The 16105-nt window shown below is 55.2% G+C and carries 17 protein-coding genes and 1 pseudogene; 11 read left to right on the top strand and 7 right to left on the bottom strand.

Annotated features, from left to right (window positions below; translation table 11 throughout):
* The 3 genes from QMX88_RS10485 to QMX88_RS10475 form a co-directional block, all read right to left on the bottom strand.
* Positions 1-600 (bottom strand): multicopper oxidase domain-containing protein (locus QMX88_RS10485; RefSeq protein ID WP_282368885.1); only part of this gene is annotated, 600 nt, incomplete at its 3' end.
* A gap of 143 nt (positions 601-743) precedes the next feature.
* On the bottom strand, positions 744-947 hold the full coding sequence (locus QMX88_RS10480) for a co-regulatory protein PtrA N-terminal domain-containing protein (protein WP_104685753.1): 204 nt from the start codon (positions 945-947) through the stop codon (positions 744-746).
* Positions 948-1689: 742 nt separating this feature from the next.
* Positions 1690-3015 carry an OprD family porin gene (locus QMX88_RS10475; protein WP_280319731.1) on the bottom strand — a complete coding sequence of 442 codons (1326 nt, stop codon included), beginning with the start codon at positions 3013-3015 and terminating at the stop codon, positions 1690-1692.
* 446 nt (positions 3016-3461) lie between these two features.
* On the opposite strand from QMX88_RS10475, the gene QMX88_RS10470 reads away from it, so the two are divergent.
* From QMX88_RS10470 to QMX88_RS10450, 5 genes and pseudogenes are all read left to right on the top strand, one after another.
* On the top strand, positions 3462-3857 hold the full coding sequence (locus QMX88_RS10470; RefSeq protein ID WP_104685756.1) for a DUF305 domain-containing protein: 396 nt from the start codon (positions 3462-3464) through the stop codon (positions 3855-3857).
* Between the two features lie 247 nt (positions 3858-4104).
* Positions 4105-4860 carry a TraX family protein gene (locus QMX88_RS10465; protein ID WP_104685758.1) on the top strand — a complete coding sequence of 252 codons (756 nt, stop codon included), beginning with the start codon at positions 4105-4107 and terminating at the stop codon, positions 4858-4860.
* Positions 4861-4942: 82 nt separating this feature from the next.
* Positions 4943-5103, top strand: a pseudogene (locus QMX88_RS10460) (cation transporter); the annotation flags it as partial.
* A gap of 283 nt (positions 5104-5386) precedes the next feature.
* On the top strand, positions 5387-7882 hold the full coding sequence (locus QMX88_RS10455; RefSeq protein ID WP_104685759.1) for a heavy metal translocating P-type ATPase: 2496 nt from the start codon (positions 5387-5389) through the stop codon (positions 7880-7882).
* Between the two features lie 84 nt (positions 7883-7966).
* The gene (locus QMX88_RS10450; protein WP_280319721.1) at positions 7967-8257 is read left to right on the top strand and encodes a MerR family DNA-binding protein; all 291 of its coding nucleotides are present in this window, start codon (positions 7967-7969) and stop codon (positions 8255-8257) included.
* 67 nt (positions 8258-8324) lie between these two features.
* Here the strand turns inward: QMX88_RS10450 and QMX88_RS29625 are convergent, their stop codons facing one another.
* Complete coding sequence (locus tag QMX88_RS29625) at positions 8325-8552, bottom strand: hypothetical protein (protein ID WP_104685761.1); 228 nt, start codon at positions 8550-8552, stop codon at positions 8325-8327.
* Between the two features lie 287 nt (positions 8553-8839).
* A complete protein-coding gene (locus QMX88_RS10440) occupies positions 8840-9187 on the bottom strand; it encodes a hypothetical protein (protein WP_104685763.1) in 348 nt (115 codons plus the stop codon).
* Between the two features lie 257 nt (positions 9188-9444).
* On the opposite strand from QMX88_RS10440, the gene QMX88_RS10435 reads away from it, so the two are divergent.
* Both QMX88_RS10435 and QMX88_RS10430 read left to right on the top strand, forming a co-directional pair.
* A complete protein-coding gene (locus QMX88_RS10435; protein WP_280319994.1) occupies positions 9445-10407 on the top strand; it encodes a tyrosine-type recombinase/integrase in 963 nt (320 codons plus the stop codon).
* Between the two features lie 65 nt (positions 10408-10472).
* Entirely contained in the window at positions 10473-11063 is a 591-nt protein-coding gene (locus QMX88_RS10430) for a hypothetical protein (RefSeq protein ID WP_280319716.1), read from the top strand.
* A gap of 387 nt (positions 11064-11450) precedes the next feature.
* Here the strand turns inward: QMX88_RS10430 and QMX88_RS10425 are convergent, their stop codons facing one another.
* Positions 11451-12008 carry an arsinothricin resistance N-acetyltransferase ArsN1 family A gene (locus QMX88_RS10425; RefSeq protein ID WP_280319713.1) on the bottom strand — a complete coding sequence of 186 codons (558 nt, stop codon included), beginning with the start codon at positions 12006-12008 and terminating at the stop codon, positions 11451-11453.
* Positions 12009-12060: 52 nt separating this feature from the next.
* On the bottom strand, positions 12061-12558 hold the full coding sequence (locus tag QMX88_RS10420; RefSeq protein WP_280319710.1) for a MarR family winged helix-turn-helix transcriptional regulator: 498 nt from the start codon (positions 12556-12558) through the stop codon (positions 12061-12063).
* 190 nt (positions 12559-12748) lie between these two features.
* Here QMX88_RS10420 and QMX88_RS10415 point away from each other — a divergent pair, with 190 nt between their 5' ends.
* The 4 genes from QMX88_RS10415 to QMX88_RS10400 all read left to right on the top strand — a co-directional run bounded on the left by QMX88_RS10415 (position 12749) and on the right by QMX88_RS10400 (position 16089).
* The gene (locus tag QMX88_RS10415; RefSeq protein WP_280319991.1) at positions 12749-13897 is read left to right on the top strand and encodes an MFS transporter; all 1149 of its coding nucleotides are present in this window, start codon (positions 12749-12751) and stop codon (positions 13895-13897) included.
* A gap of 106 nt (positions 13898-14003) precedes the next feature.
* Positions 14004-14426 carry an arsenate reductase ArsC gene (locus tag QMX88_RS10410; RefSeq protein ID WP_280319707.1) on the top strand — a complete coding sequence of 141 codons (423 nt, stop codon included), beginning with the start codon at positions 14004-14006 and terminating at the stop codon, positions 14424-14426.
* Entirely contained in the window at positions 14423-14779 is a 357-nt protein-coding gene (locus QMX88_RS10405; RefSeq protein ID WP_280319704.1) for a metalloregulator ArsR/SmtB family transcription factor, read from the top strand. The genes QMX88_RS10410 and QMX88_RS10405 overlap by 4 nt, the downstream gene beginning before the upstream one ends.
* A 26-nt stretch (positions 14780-14805) precedes the next feature.
* Complete coding sequence (locus QMX88_RS10400; protein WP_280319702.1) at positions 14806-16089, top strand: arsenic transporter; 1284 nt, start codon at positions 14806-14808, stop codon at positions 16087-16089.
* The last annotated feature ends 16 nt before the right edge of the window (positions 16090-16105 follow it).

Raw genomic sequence — 16105 nt, 5'->3', positions numbered from 1 at the left:
ATTGTAGTAATCGGACTGCTTCTTGAGCTTGCTCATCAAGGCGCCTGGATCTTCGTCGGTCCAGTCAGTCAGCATCACCACATAGTCGCGGTCGTACTTGAAAGGCTCCGGCTCCTTGGCATCGATAACCAACGGCCCATATACGCCGACCTGCTCTTGAAACCCGGAGTGGCTGTGATACCAGTAGGTGCCGTTCTGCTTGACCTTGAACTTGTAGACGTACATCCCGTCAGCTTCGATGCCGTGGAAGCTGAGCCCCGGCACGCCATCCATGTTTGCTGGAAGAATTATTCCGTGCCAGTGAATGGACGTCGTTTCCTTTAACCGGTTCTTAACACGCAACGTGACTGTGTCGCCTTCCCGCCAGCGCAACAGCGGCCCAGGAATCCCACCATTGATAGCCATAGCCGTACGGGCTTTGCCTGTGATGTTCACCGGGGTTTCGCCTATAAATAGATCGAACTCAGTACCCGACAGAACGCTGGGCTGGCCTGGGCTGGTAACCGCCCATACAGGGGTGCGCCATAGCCCGAGGCCGCCGAGGATACCGCCAGCTGCGAGACCTTTTACGAAGGTGCGCCGAGAAGTCTTGGATTGCATACCGATTTGTTCCCATCAGTCGGATGTATAGCTAGCACGTGAGATGCGCATATCAAGATTCAGATTAGCAGCCACGAGCGTGTTGGATGAAAGATGCCACAAGCCAGCCAACAGCATGATTACAATTCGGTAAGGTTGGGATATTAGCCGTGCGGCTTCGAGGCCTTAGACTCTTGCTGCGCCACATCGCGGTTTGGAGCCGCTGCCGCGGACTCGTTATAAGCCTGGATCGCGACCTCACGCGCTTTCATCATCCGGTCAAACGTGCGGTCGCCGCCGCTTTCTGCAAGCGCGAAAGAAGAGATTGCCAAGCTGCAGGTCAGTACGAGAATTTTGGAGATGTTCATGTTTTTTTCCTTGTGATACCTCCGCCTGGTTGGCAGGAGGTGAAGCGTTGTGCTTGATGAGAATATTAAGTTAGTCAGGCTTTCAGCAGCCTTAGCCGAAAATTACAAATCTGAAAGCTAAGCCGTCTGGCTCATCCTGCAGTTTGGTGATATGCGGGGGGGGGGATAAAGGGATCTGGAAATTACCCCAGGCAAACGCCCGTCTTCGCTCTGTCAACGATTTGCTGTAAGACCTACGCTAAGCAAGACGGAAACGGCGACTAGTCGGCAAACATCCGGTCGGGACAGCAACGGTTCCTGGCCACTGGTGCGCTTCTAATCTCAGCGCATTCATCAGCCCCATGAGAAGTGCTCACCATTGACGCGAGTGGAATTGCCTACGGTTAGCCTGAACTATTTTTTAAGTTAGTTGAGGCCTGCAAGCGGTGCGGCGGGCGGAAAACTGCAAACCTAGGTTTTTGTCGTTTACGCAGAATCTGGCAGACAAAAAAAAGCGCCTTAACAGGCGCTTAAAGATTCACCTTGACCAAAGGAGCATGGGAGCTTCTAAAGGTGAATGTCGTACCGACAGGATATACCTTTCGGCCTAAGTACATGATATGCACAACCTGTTAAACCATGCGGGCCTATCCAAGGCTATTTATCTGCATCATTAAATAATGCACAATCCAAACCGTGTGAGCCTAACAACTGGCGCGATTTTGCCATTTCAGCTGCTAAACGTAGAGGTAGCCTCCGTTTGTCAAAGCACACTGAGAGGGTACTCTACAATCAGTCTGATTTCGTCCAGGTCGGACTCAAATGCTGTGGCTCTAGTTGTAGCCTGCCGAACCCGGAATGACATGTCCTTCAAGCTACCGGCTTGAACGACGTATTTGGCTTCGATGTCTCGCTCCCAGCGTTTCTGATCTTTTAGCGGATTTCCATCGGAATCTCGACGCATGTAGGTGCTGTTGGCACTAGAGTAATCAGCGTCCGTCCCCTTGCCATAGCGAGTCATGAACGAAAGGCCTGGCACGCCGAAGTTGCTCATGTCCAAGCTGTATGTCGCCATCCATGAACGCTCTTTAGGCGAATTGAAATCGCTGTATTGAATGGAGTTGGCAACGTAAATCGAGTCGGATTGTCTGAGATAGTCAAAATCGTCATCCCCTTGGTTTCTCTGATGCGAAATTGACAAGGTATGAGAACCGTATTTCAGGCCCACCTTAATGCTCCAGATATCATTATCGAACTTGCCAAGAAGTTTCTTCCCATCATCCGTTGCGTTGTAATAGTTCACACTGCCCGTTAAGGCCATCTGGTCAGAAAGTGGGTACACGTATAAAGCAGAGGCGTATTTCTGATCCCAGGCATCTTTCAACTTGCTTCCGTAAAGGCTGAGCGTTAAACGTTCAGTTGCATCGTAGTCGCCGCCAAAATATGCAAACCAGGGCGAATTGACTGGACCAGCATAGAAGGTTTCGAAATTATCGCGCATGGACGTGGACTGGGGCTGGCTCATGGAGTGGAGCCTACCGCCCTGAAGGGTCAAGCCGGAAATGCTTTTGTTAATGGCAGTCACGCCGCGGAAGCTCTCGGGCAGCACGCGGGAGTCACCATACGAAACCACAGGCGTAACAGGGAATACGTCACCAACGTTAACAACGGTATCAAATGCTCGTGCTTTAAGTGAGCCACCCACCTTGGTGTACTCGTCGTCTGCCTTACCGTCGTTGTCCACAGGCAGAACGTTGAAGGAGCTCTGCAAACCGTTTCTTCCTCTACCGGTGTCGAGCTTCAAACCCATAAGGGCAAACGCATCGACCCCGACACCGAATGTACCCTGGGTGAAGCCTGATTCAAATTTGCCAATGAACCCCTGCGCAGAAGCCTCGGAGTAACCATTCCCAGTAGGGCTAGACTGCCCTTTGCGGCTGTCTCGATTCATATAGAAAGTTCGGCTCAACACATTTAGAGTGCTGCCCTCGACGAACCCCTCCTTCTGCTCCTCCGCGGAGCCAACAATAGGCGCAACACCAGCGAGGGTCGAAAGGACGGCGAGAGATATTTTATTGAGGTGAGTCATATGCGCTCCGTACGAATCGGCAGATTGCTTTAAAAGACATATCGACCTGTTTTATTATTGTTTAAGAGCCATCGGCAAGCGCAGATGTTGATGATTCGAAGCTTACGAGCAGATGACGCCAAAATTACATTTATGAAAGCTTCAACAGGCTGCTTGAAACGTGTTAACGCCACAGGCGTTGGAAACATTTGACTGCTGGTGTCGGCGACCAAGTCTATCGATATTATAAGGCCATCGCTTCCGAGCTGTGATACCGATGCTGCACAATGGGTAGTTACTCGTGATGTGAGCCAACTTACGCAGTGCTTGGTGCGCAAGCGTTGGGCGGCCACGTTAAAAAAACCCGCCTCGAATGGCACCTGCTCCGATTTTCTTTGACTAAGGTAAGTGAACAGGTCTTTAGTCACGGTCCTGTACTGACAGCCAAAAAGCTCTGAGGTAGACCAATGATCAAGAAATTTTTCGCTTGCACTTCGCTTGGAACCGTTCTTTTTGCGGGCCTTGTGCCGTTGTCGTTTGCAGCTAACAACGACGCTCACTCGGCTTACACTGAGAAAAATAGCCAGAACAAGGCCGCTTCGTCCGCCATGAGCGGAGCAGCATCGGACGAATATGAAAAGGCAATGCAAAAGATGAACCAAGGGATGATGAAAGGCATGACTTCTGACCCATCGGAAAGCTGGGCCAGGATGATGGTCGAGCATCATCAAGGCGCTATCGATATGTCCCAAATCGTGTTAAAGAATACAGACGATCCAACGATCAAACAGATGGCAGAGAAAACCATCAAAGACCAAACCGCAGACGTCGCGAAACTGAAAGCCTGGCTCAGCAAACACTAGTCTTGGCCGGCAAGGTCAACATACTGGTTCACTATAGCGGCGCCAGACGGCGCCGCTCCTCAAAATACGTTGCTTAGCTGTGGGTGTCGACTCAGAAACTTCCTAATTCAATTCATTGTCCGGCAGTCACGATAAGCGAAGCGCGGCTACAGACCTCAAAGGGATGAGAGTGCCCGGCCGTTCCGGATATAGCGCATGCCGCTGGACATGGCACGAGAGGCGCTCATTGGTCCGTGGAAGGAACGATATGGCGGAGCAGCACTTTAGCAAAAAGCTTCCCACAAGCCAGCGCGAAAGCGGCCTTGATTTGGTCAAATGGCTTGCATTGGTTACCATGGTGATCGATCACTTACGTATGGTCACGCCAAATCTCACCGACCTTTTCATCCCTGGGCGCCTTTCGTTTCCGCTCTTCTGTCTCGTTATTGGTGCAAACGTCGCCCGCTCTACTAAGGGCGAATTCGCGACAAAGGCTAATGGGCGTTATTTAGGACTCATGCTGGCCTTTTCCGCTATCTCGGAGGTGCCCTACCGCTATTTCGAAATAGCTCAGACTTTCAACGTAATGCCTACCCTCACGTTGGGATTGGTAATAGCTTGGGGGGTTCATCACCGATGCCTATCCAGCGGTTTCTTTGCTATCTTAGGCTTGGCTGCAGCCATTCTGCTACATACGCCCTTGATGTATGGATTCTGGGGATGCCTTATCCCTGCAGCTGCACTAATCGCGATTCAGAAGAAGGCCGGCTTGTTTTGGCTCTTACCGGCCGTTTTATGCGTGGTCGTCAATACGCGGGGGACTGCTTGGACTCGCGCCATGAATATGGAAGTTTCTTCAATCATGGCTTTACTCGTAGCTTTAGCTGCGCCGCTGATCGGACTTTGGCTTCTCCGTCGGAAAATAAACACCAAATTATGGCCGGTTACGGCTTGGAGTTATTGGTTTTATCCGCTGCACATTGTAGCGCTTCAAGGGCTAGGCCACCTCTATCCAAACGCCTGAGGCTTTTGCAGCGATTATGGCATTCACCGACCATACCTTAATTCAGAAAATCAGTTGAGTACTGGCATGCCAAGGGCGCCCATGGGTTGTCACTCCTACTGTCGTGATGATGGTCGCTGAAACAGGCGCTGGCTACGTTACCGGATCGATGGCCCTACTGGCTGATGGGTTCCATATGGCAACGCACGCTGGTGATTGGGGATTGCAGCGACTGCCTACGCCTATGCAAAGCGTCATGCCACCGCGCTCGTTAAAAAATAGCGGCCCCGCTATCGAAGAGATTTGAAGCGCAAGACCGCGCTTGCCAGGAAGGTCAGATCAGCCTGACCAGTACGTAATTTAAAACCCGGTTTTTGCACTGTTCTTGACAGCCTCGGACACATTGTCAGTTTGCACCCATACGGCTCAGCCCCACCTCTTCGTGCGTCCGTAAGACTGCGTCGCGAGTTTGACCTGAGTCCTTGACTTTCCCACGATGAAAAGGTTTACGGTGTCAGTATGTTGAAGGCAATGTAAAGGACCAAACATGAGCATTTCAAACAAAGCAATGTCTGGTACCAGCGCAGCACCCATCAGTCTGCCGATCGAAGGAATGACCTGTGTTTCCTGTGTCGGACGCGTAGAGGCGGCGCTTGGAAAAGTCCAAGGTGTCGGCAGCGTCGTGGTTAACCTCGCGACGGAACGGGCGGAAGTACGGGCGAGCGGAAACGGCCCGGTCGACCGTGCTGCCTTGGTCCAGGCAATCGAGAAAGCAGGATACGTTGTTCCTGCGCAGACAATCGAACTGTCTGTCGAAGGCATGACCTGCGCATCGTGCGTCGGGCGAGTCGAGCGTGCGCTTCAGGCCGTGCCGGGCGTGAGCCAGGCTACGGTGAACCTGGCGACCGAGCGTGCGACGATACGCGGCGTGGCGGCGCTTGATGCGCTGCTGGCGGCAATCGAGAAGGCCGGCTATGAAGCCCGCAGCCTTGACGCCAATGTTCGCTCCGGCGATGACGAGACCGAAGCAAGGAAGGATGCGGAACGATCGGCGCTCAAGCGCGACCTGCTGCTCGCCACAGCGCTCGCGCTGCCGGTCTTCATTCTCGAGATGGGCTCGCACCTGATTCCTCCCATGCACCATTGGGTCATGGAGAACATCGGTCAAGGGCCGAGCTGGTATCTGCAGTTCGTGCTGACAACCTTGGTGTTGCTCGTCCCAGGACGCCGCTTCTATACCAAAGGGTTTCCCGCACTGCTGCGGCTTGCGCCGGACATGAATTCGCTCGTGGCTGTCGGTACGTTGGCCGCGTATGCGTATTCGGTGGTCGCCACCTTCATGCCCGGCCTGCTGCCGGCCGGCACCGTGAACGTCTATTACGAAGCGGCGGCCGTGATCGTGGCACTGATCCTGCTGGGACGGTTTCTGGAGGCCCAGGCAAAGGGGCGTACATCGCAGGCAATCCAACGACTGGTCGGCCTGCAGGCAAAAATGGCCCACGTGGAACGCGGCGGCCGTGCAACCGACATTCCGATTGGCGACGTCGTCGCCGGCGATGTGGTTGAGGTACGTCCGGGCGAGCTTATTCCGGTCGACGGCGAGGTGATGGAGGGCGACAGTTACGTCGACGAATCCATGATTACCGGCGAACCTGTCCCGGTAAAAAAATCAAATGGAAGTGCCGTGGTAGGTGGCACCGTCAACCAGAAGGGCGCCTTTACCCTGCGGGCCACAGCCGTGGGTGGGCAAACGGTGCTCGCACAAATCATTCGCCTGGTGGAACAGGCACAGGGCTCCAAGTTGCCGATCCAGGCGGTGGTCGACAAGGTAACGATGTGGTTCGTGCCGGCAGTCATGGGGGCGGCCCTGGCCACCTTCCTGATCTGGCTCGCTTTCGGTCCGTCACCGGCGCTGAGCTTCGCCCTGGTGAACGCCGTGGCGGTACTTATTATCGCCTGCCCGTGCGCGATGGGGCTGGCGACGCCAACCTCGATCATGGTCGGTACTGGACGCGGGGCGGAGCTAGGCGTGCTTTTTCGTAAGGGCGAAGCATTGCAACTCCTGAAGGACGCGAAAGTGGTGGCGCTGGATAAAACCGGCACGCTGACTGAAGGACGGCCGGCCCTGACTGACTTGGAAGTTGACCCCACATTCGAGCGTGCTCAGGTACTGGCAAGCATTGCAGCGGTAGAGTCGCGCTCCGAACATCCGATCGCGCGTGCAATCGTCGAGGCTGCTGAGAAAGAGGGCCTAATCCTCCCCGCGTTTACTGAGTTCGAATCCGTTACCGGAATGGGCGTGCGCGCCTTGGTGAACGACGTGCGCGTGGAGGTGGGGGCTGATCGGTACATGCGCTCGCTTGGCCTGAATGTAGCAGGCTTCGCGCAGACGGCGCAGAAGCTTGGCGAGGAAGGAAAATCTCCGCTGTATGCTGCAATCGATGGGCGCCTAGCCGCTGTTATTGCCGTGGCCGACCCTATCAAGGTGCACACGCCCGCTGCCATCGCTGCCTTGCACCGCCTGGGTTTGAAAGTTGCGATGATTACCGGCGATAACGAACGTACCGCCAAGGCGATCGCGTCACGTCTCGGAATTGACGAGGTTGTTGCTGAAGTCCTACCCGCGGGTAAAGTGGAGGCGATCCAGCGGCTCAGGGCCGAACACGGTTGCGTCGCGTTTGTAGGCGACGGTATCAACGACGCACCTGCGCTGGCCGAGGCTGACGTCGGCCTGGCGATCGGCACGGGTACCGATGTCGCGGTGGAAGCAGCGGACGTGGTGCTCATGTCAGGCAGTCTTCAGGGCGTCCCAAATGCTATCGCCCTGTCGAAAGCGACCATCGGCAACATCCGCCAAAATCTGTTCTGGGCCTTTGCCTATAACACGGCCCTGATCCCGGTGGCGGCAGGCATGCTGTATCCCGCGTATGGCGTGTTGCTGTCACCGGTATTCGCCGCCGGCGCGATGGCATTGTCCAGCATTTTCGTGCTTGCCAACGCGTTGCGACTGCGCGGCTTTCAACCGCCATCGAAAGACGAATGAGATGGAGGAGTTGACATGAATATTGGTGAAGCATTGAAAGAGTCTGGTGTATCGGCAAAATGATTCGCTACTACGAAGATAGAGTTGATTTCGCGTGCGGCGCGCAGAGAGTCTGGCTACCGGGCATACGCCTTGAGCGACGTACATCGTCTGCGCTTCATCCGGCGTGCACGAGACCTCGGCTTCTCGATAATGGAAATCGGTGAACTGCTCAGCCTGTGGGATGCCCGGTCGCGGCAAAGTTCCGATGTCACACGCCCTGCGCAAGCGCATATTGCTGACCTGAAAGCGCGGATCAGGAACCCGCGCCAGATGGCAAAAACGTTGCAAGAGCTGATCGCTTGTTGCGCAGAAGCCTCTAGCATGGTCAGGTAAGTGAACAACTGGTCAGTTAATTCTTGCACCGTCATGCGGTGGCGAATGCCAGCTCGGCCGTTTGAATTTACTTGTCAGCTTCCGGAGCCACAGCTTGTACGCCGATCAGTTGCCCGGTGGTGGCGTCAACCACGAGCTTGATAAAGTCGCGTGTGTCGAAGTTCACGAGCGCGCGGCACATTCTCCAGGATGAGCATGTGACTGTCCGTCTCGATACCAGCTTGGTGCGCTTGCCCCTCGCTCTAGCCGACTGCCGCGACCTGCCGGTCAGTGAAGACCACAGCTGGCATAGCATTAAGGTCGAGCGCCGCTTTACCGCCCGTCATATTGATTGCCGCCCGGGTCCCAGCTGCGCCGCAACGTAGCCAAATTGGGGCTGGTCGGTGCAGTCGCCAGCAGCGTAAATGTTATGCAAGCTCGCTCGCAGTTATGTGAGCCGGATGGCTCCGCCATTCGCAGTTAATCCGAACTAGAAATCGCACTGATTGCGAACGCGGCTGTTTTCGATTTCAAGCCGTTACATCTAGCACTTCAAGAAATTTATTGAATTGTCCTGCTCAGTTATGCGTACAGATTGACTGGTTATTCAACGACGACTCGTTTTTTGTAGACCGCGTGACGGGAAACCGTGGTGCGAACGAATTCCAAGCCAAACTCCGCGGCTTCGCGTTTGACCTGCTTACCAAAGGTCACCCGGCTGGAGCGATCCAGGGTCTGCCAGACTTCTGGGCCGATGATCTGCGGGATCTCGAACTCCATGTTCTCCGGCACTTTCAAGACGTTCTCCTTAAGCACCGCGGCGGCTCGATCTGTTGGAGTGTCGGTGCTGGCCACGTGAGCCTGGAGCAGCGCCAGAATCGTCGCCGCCGCATCGGTCTGTTTCTGTGCCCATACTTCGAGTTCAGGGGTGAGCGTCAGCGAAATGATCATAGCGATTCCTTGTGTTGAAATTCATACGCATCGGGGTTATGCAACTACATCAAGTAAAACAATTGCATCCTACAATGCAACTTGCTATCACTGGTTGAAATATAACACCAAAATGCAAGCAAGCCAAATTGGTGATAAAATACGTTATCACCAATTATAGCCGTTTATCGGTTTCAGGAGCAGCGACTGCATTTTACGTTGCTTTCGTGACTGAAGCCCTGGCCGATGATCGCGAGAAAGCCAATCATGAGAGCGATATGCACGAACTGACGAAAGGCCATCAAAATGATCAGCGCCGGCTCACATCGGTCGAATTTCAGACGCTGGCCCAGGTTCCGGCTGCGGTCGAGTGGTTTGCCAACCTGGACAACCCTCGGACACGACGTGCCTACCAAAATGACCTGGAAGACTTCTGCAGTTTTGTCGGTCTGGCTTCGGCAGATGAATTTCGTGTGGTGACGCGATCACACGTGCTGGCCTGGCGCGCCCAGCTCGAGCATCGCGGTTTGGCGGGAGCGACGATCCGGCGCAAATTGGCAGCACTGGCCAGCCTTTTTGATCACCTCCTGGAAAGCAATGCGATCGCCGGCGGCAATCCCGTGCACGGGGTGAAACGACCCAAGATAGAAAGCAACGAAGGCAAGACGCCGGCACTGGGCGATCATCAGGCGAAGGCGCTGCTCGAGGCGCCGGATGACACCACACTTAAAGGGCAGCGCGATCGGGCGATACTGGCAGTTCTCCTCTATCACGGGCTGCGCCGCGAAGAAGCAGCGCTGCTGCAGGTGAGCGACATTCAGGAGCGCCGCGGGATCCAGCATTTGAAGGTTCACGGCAAGGGCGGCAAGGTGCGGTACCTGCCGTTGCACCCGATCGCGGCCGGGCGCATTCACCAGTACCTGGAAAGCTCAGGGCATCATTTGGCGGACAGAAAGGTGCCGTTGTTCATACCGCTGCGAGGCAAACTGACCGGTGCCGGGATTACAGCCAACGGCATCTATACCGTGGTGACGGCCTATGCGAAAAAGGCCGGGATTCAGGTCGACGGCTTGGGGGTTCACGGACTCAGAGCAACCGCAGCCACCAATGCCTTGGAGCATGAGGCCGACATTGCCAAAGTCCAGGCCTGGCTGGGCCACGCCAATATCAGCACGACCAAAATCTACGACCGGCGGGAAAACAGGCCAGAGGATTCACCGACCTACAAGGTGAAATATTAATGCAAGTACTGGGTGAGGAGATGGCGTAGACAGCTGGCACCCAGCCCAATCAGGAGGAAGAACTGATGGACGAAGCCGCGAGGTTTACGTTTTATGAGAAGGTATATTTTTATGAGCTTGAACGTAAGGAAAAGCTGATTTCTCGGCTTAACCTGCCACTGGCCATCCTAGGCGTACTACTCTCATTTTTGTCTTACATGCTAGGTAAAGCACCAAGCCCAGGGGATGGCTTCGCCGGCGTTTCATTTTGGATTTTGTATCTATGCGCCGTCTTCTGCCTGCTGTGCGGAGCATATTATTTCCGGTCGTCTTGGCAGCTGCGCGATTTTGACAGGGGACTCCCCACCTTGGTTGACTTGGAGATCTATCGTGCCGATGCAACTGCTCATTTCGCAGAACACGGCGAAAATACAGATGACGCTGCAACCTATTACAAGGCGATAATTCTCAGCTACTACATCGAAGGCGCAACGGTTAATGCGGTGAACAACGATAAACGTGGCTCACAACTCGTCTCGTTAGCAAATTGCGTAACGCTCACCATGATTTTATCGGTGTTGTCATTCATTCCGTTTTACACCCATCAGCAGGAGCTGAATCAGCATGAGCAATCAAAAGCCGCCACCGCCGCCGCCACCCCCAATGCGCTTCGTTAAAGATCACGGAAAGAATCTTCCAAAATCTCCGCCACCGCCGCCACCTTCAAAAAAGGACTGACTGCTTGGCTCCTGCTCGACCTAACTTGAGTAGGGGCCGGGTCATCAAAAGCTTGGACTGCAAGCCAAGCGCGTGATTAAAGGGCCTTGATTTGACCTCATGCTGCATGCCGCCAGCTCAACTTCGGGTCGAATGCCGTCGTCAGGGACCGGCTCTTTCGGAACAACTCCTGCGATTCGCGACCGATTGCTTTCGACCCACCGGACACCCACCTCTAAACTGCCCTCTATTAACCATTTGCCTCTGGTACCGCGCCCTGCGGCGCCGAAGGATACGGCATCGTGCCTCGATAGACGTCGCAATACAGAGGGTGAGCCATAAACTCCTCAGCAACCGCTGAGTCCGCCTGTTTCATTCTTGACGGTTGCCATGGGCGTTGAGTTGGCTGTCTGGTTCGCAGGGAAGAGCCTTTCAACGATGACACAATCGATCCAATGACCGTCCAGGCAGGCGTGCTTCTCATAGATCCCAACCTGACGGAAACCACTCGCTTCGCACAACGCCAGGCTGGCCTGGTTCGACGCGAAGATTCGAGAGAGAACCTTCCAGAATCCACGAGCCTCGGCCTCATTGAGCAGCGCTTGGAGCAAGTGCTTGCCCATTCCTTGGCCTCGCACTTCACGGCTCATATAGATGGAAAAGTCAGCGATGCCATCGTAGCAAGCGCGCGCCCGGTAGCTACTGAGGCCTGCCCATCCGACCACCTGATTGCTCCCATCAAGCACTACGAGCACAGGATAGCGATCTGCATTCTGGAGTCGCTCGATCATGTCGGCTGGATTGCGAGGAGCAGTTTCGAACGTGGAACTCCTTTCCTCGATCCCTTCGTTGTAAATGGCGGCTATTCGCGGAGCGTCGTTAGGGTTTGCTGGGCGGATTTGCATGAACGATTCCATTTCGTTGGCAGTAACAACATTAGGGTCAAAAAAAGGCGGATCAATCAGTGCGTGCAGTGCCGGAGCAAGACTCGCTCGTTAGGCCGCAACGAACCTCGGTAGCTCGTGTGATTTGTCTTAGGACGCTGAGCGCGCCTTGTCTGGCCTCGACTGACAGGTTCTTGATCATCGCTCGTTCTTCGGCAATCAGATCGCGTCGGATCTTTTCGTAGAGTTCTCTGCCAGTCTGAGTTGCCTGGATTTTCACAGCGCGGCGGTCTTCATCATCCTCAACACGGGAGACGTAGCCCTTGCGTTCAAGGACATCGATTACTCGGCTCGCCGTGCTCTTGTCCAAGAACATTTCTTCAGCCAACACATGAAGCCGAAGCGCACCCTGCTTGACCAACGTTTCGACCGCATAGCATTGGGTAACTGAAACGTCGTAGCAGCAGATACGGTCTCGATCCCGAAATTGGTAGACGCGGACGAGCTGGTTCAGCGCCTCGTATAAATCCTCGGCATCCTGAGTGAGCTGGTCAGTTTTGCGCTTCGCCATAATCGTCACAAATTTGTTGTTAAGTGCAACAGTAATCGTGGCATGCCGAGCCGTCAACGAGCGTCCAACGGTTGACGGTAGAAAACACACCACGCTAGCTTGTTGTTACTACCAACCAAATGGGTCAATCCACGTGAGCTTTCCCGAATCGCTACGCCCTGCGGTCCACCGTACCAAGCTCGTGTGGGCCATGGGGATTACCCAAATTCTGGCATGGGGCTCGACCTATTACCTGCCAGCTGTTCTGGCAACACCGATAGCGCAGGACACCGACTGGTCTATCACGAGCGTGGTAGGCGGATTGTCTTGGGGAATGGTGATAGCTGGGGCAACATCACCAACTGTAGGGCGCTACATTGACCGGCATGGCGGGTGTATGACGATGGCGTTCAGCTCACTTCTGCTGGCCATAGGCCTTGCTTCCATGGGGTTGGCCGAATCCCTTGAAGCGTATTACTTCGCATGGAGTTTGATCGGTATCGGGATGGCCGCAGGACTTTACGATGCCGCCTTCTCAACGCTCGGGCGGCTTCTTGGTGATGGGGCGAGAACCTCGATCACCGGACTTACCTTGCTGGGTGGATTTGCCAGCACCGTGGGCTGGCCTGTTATTGCGGTGATGGAGGAATGGCTTGGCTGGAGAGGTACATGCCTTTCCATTGCGGCTGTTCACCTCTTGGTTGGATTGCCTGTCCATGCCCTGATGATCCCTGGCAGCTCGAAGCAGCCACAAAGGCCAGTGGTCTTCGGCGATGCCGACCCGACATTACGCAGCACAAGGCAGTCACGCGTCTTTTTCCTTCTCATCGGCATGATGCTGACCATCCTCGCGCTGGTGGTCTCGGGGATCTCGGTGCATCTCTTGGATGCCCTCAAGCAATTGGGGATCGCGACCGCCATTGCGTTGGCTATTGGCATGGTGATCGGCCCCGCCCAGGTGGCAGCTCGGATCGCAGAGTTCTCAATCGGCAGAAACCTTCACCCTACATGGTCGGCACGAGTTGGCGTGCTGCTCTGCCTGCTTGGACTGGGTTTGCTGATCTCGGGAAAGCCATGGCTCGCGTTCATCTCAATCGCTCTATACGGGGCTGGTAACGGCATTCTCACCATCGCTCGTGGCACGCTGCCGCTGGCCCTGTTTGGTGCTGAGGGATATGGCTCCCGCATGGGATTACTTGCCCGACCGGTTCTGGTTGCGCAGGCGTGTGGCCCGCTCCTCGCCGCCTCGGTGTTGGACGCATTCGGCCCGGAGCTTCTGTTGAGCGTGCTGTGCTGCTTGCTCTTAGTTTGCGTGGCGATCAGCTTCCAGCTTCCTGCGAAGAGTGATACGGCGAACTGAGTATTGATTGGCCGCGAGCGCAGGAAAGCTTGGAAATAAAACACACACGGTTTACTAGACATACGATAAATCGTATATTCGATTTTACGTATATGCGGAGTGTGTCATGCCTGAGCCCATCAAAGTCCTGTTTGTCTGCGTTGCTAACTCTGCTCGCTCGCAAATCGCGGAGGCCCTGTTGCGTCATACCGATCCACGTTTCGCCGCATTCAGTGCCGGTTCCGAGCCCTCCGTTGTTGATCCGCGAGCAATCGCTGCACTTGAGAACGTTAAGGTCGATGCATCAGGCCTGCGCAGCAAGTCTATCGACGAGTTTCAGGGGGAGCGGTTCGATTACGTCATCACGCTGTGCGACAAAACCGGACGTGAATGCCAGGCAATGCCTGGAGCTGGCGAGATCATCGCGTGGGACTTTGCTGACCCGGTTACCAGCGCAGATCCTGGGGCGTTTCGTCACACCCTTCACGATATCCACGAGCGCATCAAACTCTTGGTATTGGTCAAGACAAAGCATCTGGAGGATGTATGACAGAACCCATGTGTCCGACCGCGCTCTTCAAGTGCCTTGCGGATGACACCCGAACCAAAATCACGATGTTGATCGTGAGAGAGGGTGAACTGTGCGTCTGTGAGTTGACGGCAGCCCTAGATCAGAGCCAACCCAAAATTTCCCGCCATTTGGCGCTGCTTCGGTCGTCCGGCCTGCTCATTGATCGCCGTCAGGGACAGTGGGTTTATTACCGGCTTCACCCAGATCTCCCCGCCTGGGTCACTGCAATTCTGAAGGACGTCGTCGATGCGAACCAGCAGTGGCTGCAAGACGAAGCTACGCGGCTGTGCGACATGAATGGCCGTCCCATCAAACAAGCCGTGTGTGACTGATCCACGTCCCTTTCCGAGTGTTTGAAATGCTGCTTGCCGTACTGATTTTCGTCGTCACCATCGTGCTGGTCATTTGGCAGCCCAAAGGGCTGGGTGTCGGATGGAGTGCGAGCCTGGGTGCTGTCCTGGCGCTCCTCACCGGGGTAGTCAGCCTTGGGGACATTCCCGAGGTGTGGCACATCGTGTGGAACGCCACTGCCACGTTTATCGCTGTGATCATCATTAGCTTGCTGTTGGACGAAGCTGGTTTCTTCGAGTGGTCAGCACTGCATGTCGCCCGCTGGGGTGCAGGCAGTACCCGGAAACTATTTGCCTTCATCATCCTGCTGGGTGCCGCCGTATCGGCGCTCTTCGCAAATGACGGGGCGGCACTGACCCTGACGCCTATCGTGATCGCGATGCTGCTGGCATTGCGGTTTTCCCCCGCTGCCACTCTGGCGTTCGTGATGGCAGCGGGGTTCATTGCAGATACGGCGAGCTTGCCGCTGGTGGTCTCCAATCTGGTGAACATCGTTTCCGCTGACTACTTCAGCATTGGCTTTACCGAATATGCCTCCGTCATGGTGCCGGTCAACATCGCCAGCGTTGCAGCGACACTGGTAATGCTGCTGTGGTTCTTCCGCAAGGAACTGCCGGCGACCTACGACCTTGCGCAACTGCACGAGCCTTCAGAAGCGATCCGCGACCCCGCGACGTTTGTCGCAGGTTGGTGGGTATTGGCCCTCCTGCTGATCGGATTTTTCGTCATCGAACCACTCGGCATACCGATTAGCGCCATTGCTGCTGTGTGTGCGCTCATCCTCTACGTGATCGCCGCTCGCGGCCACGCCATCGACACCGGGAAGGTGCTCAAGGGCGCACCCTGGCAGGTGGTGATCTTTTCGCTGGGCATGTATTTGGTCGTCTACGGGCTCAAGAATGCCGGGCTCACCGATTACATCTCCCAGATCCTGAATACCTTCGCTGGCCATGGTATCTGGGGGGCCTCGCTGGGCACCGGGCTGCTCACAGCGTTTCTGTCCTCGATCATGAACAACATGCCCACGGTGTTGGTCGGCGCCTTGTCCATTCATGCCGCAGAGGTGCAAGGCGTAGTTCAAAAAGCCATGGTGTACGCGAATATTATCGGTTGCGACCTAGGGCCGAAGATCACACCCATTGGCAGTCTGGCGACCTTGCTCTGGCTGCATGTCCTCGCCAAAAAGAACATCACCATCACTTGGGGTGACTACTTCAAAACCGGCATCGTGCTTACGGTGCCCATTCTGATCTTCACGCTGTGCGCTTTGGCACTGCGGCTCAGTTTCTAAATCCATGAGGCATTCC

Source organism: Pseudomonas sp. PS02290, assembly GCF_029960075.1.
Lineage (GTDB): Bacteria > Pseudomonadota > Gammaproteobacteria > Pseudomonadales > Pseudomonadaceae > Aquipseudomonas.
Note: the sequence above shows the minus strand (reverse complement) of the source record. Positions and strands in the feature narration are given on the sequence as shown.

Bases quoted from the DNA above. Each gene is read 5' to 3' on its own strand.
- QMX88_RS10480 (WP_104685753.1), bottom strand. From the start codon at position 947: ATGAACATCTCCAAAATTCTCGTACTGACCTGCAGCTTGGCAATCTCT.
- QMX88_RS10475 (WP_280319731.1), bottom strand. From the start codon at position 3,015: ATGACTCACCTCAATAAAATATCTCTCGCCGTCCTTTCGACCCTCGCT.
- QMX88_RS10470 (WP_104685756.1), top strand. From the start codon at position 3,462: ATGATCAAGAAATTTTTCGCTTGCACTTCGCTTGGAACCGTTCTTTTT.
- QMX88_RS10465 (WP_104685758.1), top strand. From the start codon at position 4,105: ATGGCGGAGCAGCACTTTAGCAAAAAGCTTCCCACAAGCCAGCGCGAA.
- QMX88_RS10455 (WP_104685759.1), top strand. From the start codon at position 5,387: ATGAGCATTTCAAACAAAGCAATGTCTGGTACCAGCGCAGCACCCATC.
- QMX88_RS29625 (WP_104685761.1), bottom strand. From the start codon at position 8,552: ATGCTATGCCAGCTGTGGTCTTCACTGACCGGCAGGTCGCGGCAGTCG.
- QMX88_RS10440 (WP_104685763.1), bottom strand. From the start codon at position 9,187: ATGATCATTTCGCTGACGCTCACCCCTGAACTCGAAGTATGGGCACAG.
- QMX88_RS10435 (WP_280319994.1), top strand. From the start codon at position 9,445: ATGCACGAACTGACGAAAGGCCATCAAAATGATCAGCGCCGGCTCACA.
- QMX88_RS10430 (WP_280319716.1), top strand. From the start codon at position 10,473: ATGGACGAAGCCGCGAGGTTTACGTTTTATGAGAAGGTATATTTTTAT.
- QMX88_RS10425 (WP_280319713.1), bottom strand. From the start codon at position 12,008: ATGCAAATCCGCCCAGCAAACCCTAACGACGCTCCGCGAATAGCCGCC.
- QMX88_RS10420 (WP_280319710.1), bottom strand. From the start codon at position 12,558: ATGGCGAAGCGCAAAACTGACCAGCTCACTCAGGATGCCGAGGATTTA.
- QMX88_RS10415 (WP_280319991.1), top strand. From the start codon at position 12,749: ATGGGGATTACCCAAATTCTGGCATGGGGCTCGACCTATTACCTGCCA.
- QMX88_RS10410 (WP_280319707.1), top strand. From the start codon at position 14,004: ATGCCTGAGCCCATCAAAGTCCTGTTTGTCTGCGTTGCTAACTCTGCT.
- QMX88_RS10405 (WP_280319704.1), top strand. From the start codon at position 14,423: ATGACAGAACCCATGTGTCCGACCGCGCTCTTCAAGTGCCTTGCGGAT.
- QMX88_RS10400 (WP_280319702.1), top strand. From the start codon at position 14,806: ATGCTGCTTGCCGTACTGATTTTCGTCGTCACCATCGTGCTGGTCATT.